Source organism: Shewanella electrica (assembly GCF_022321485.1).
Taxonomy (GTDB): Bacteria; Pseudomonadota; Gammaproteobacteria; order Enterobacterales; family Shewanellaceae; genus Shewanella; species Shewanella electrica.
The window spans coordinates 1-240 of record NZ_JAKOGG010000716.1 but is presented as its reverse complement, the minus strand read 5'-3'; the positions used below and the strand labels follow the sequence as shown (position 1 = coordinate 240).

General features: G+C 45.8%; 1 protein-coding gene. It reads left to right on the top strand.

The window, feature by feature from the left end; all coding sequences use genetic code 11:
* A partial coding sequence (locus tag L9G74_RS24620; protein WP_238899009.1) for a hypothetical protein occupies positions 1-240 on the top strand: 240 nt, incomplete at both ends.

Genomic DNA, 240 nt, shown 5'->3' with positions numbered 1-240 from the left:
AGAGATCCCTAGGATCAGAGAAGAAACACTGCCTGATCAACTAAAGGGTTTCTTTGGACAAACTGCAGGTGCTCTGCAACAACTCCCTGCCCCCATAAGGGACGCTGTTTCAGAGGGGATTAAATTGCCACTTAATGGGATGTTCCAGCGCCTATTCATGATTTCTTACTTGGATGAGGAAATACTGATTATCAGAGATGCATCTGGAGCACCTGATGTCCTAACAAGATTGGAAGGACC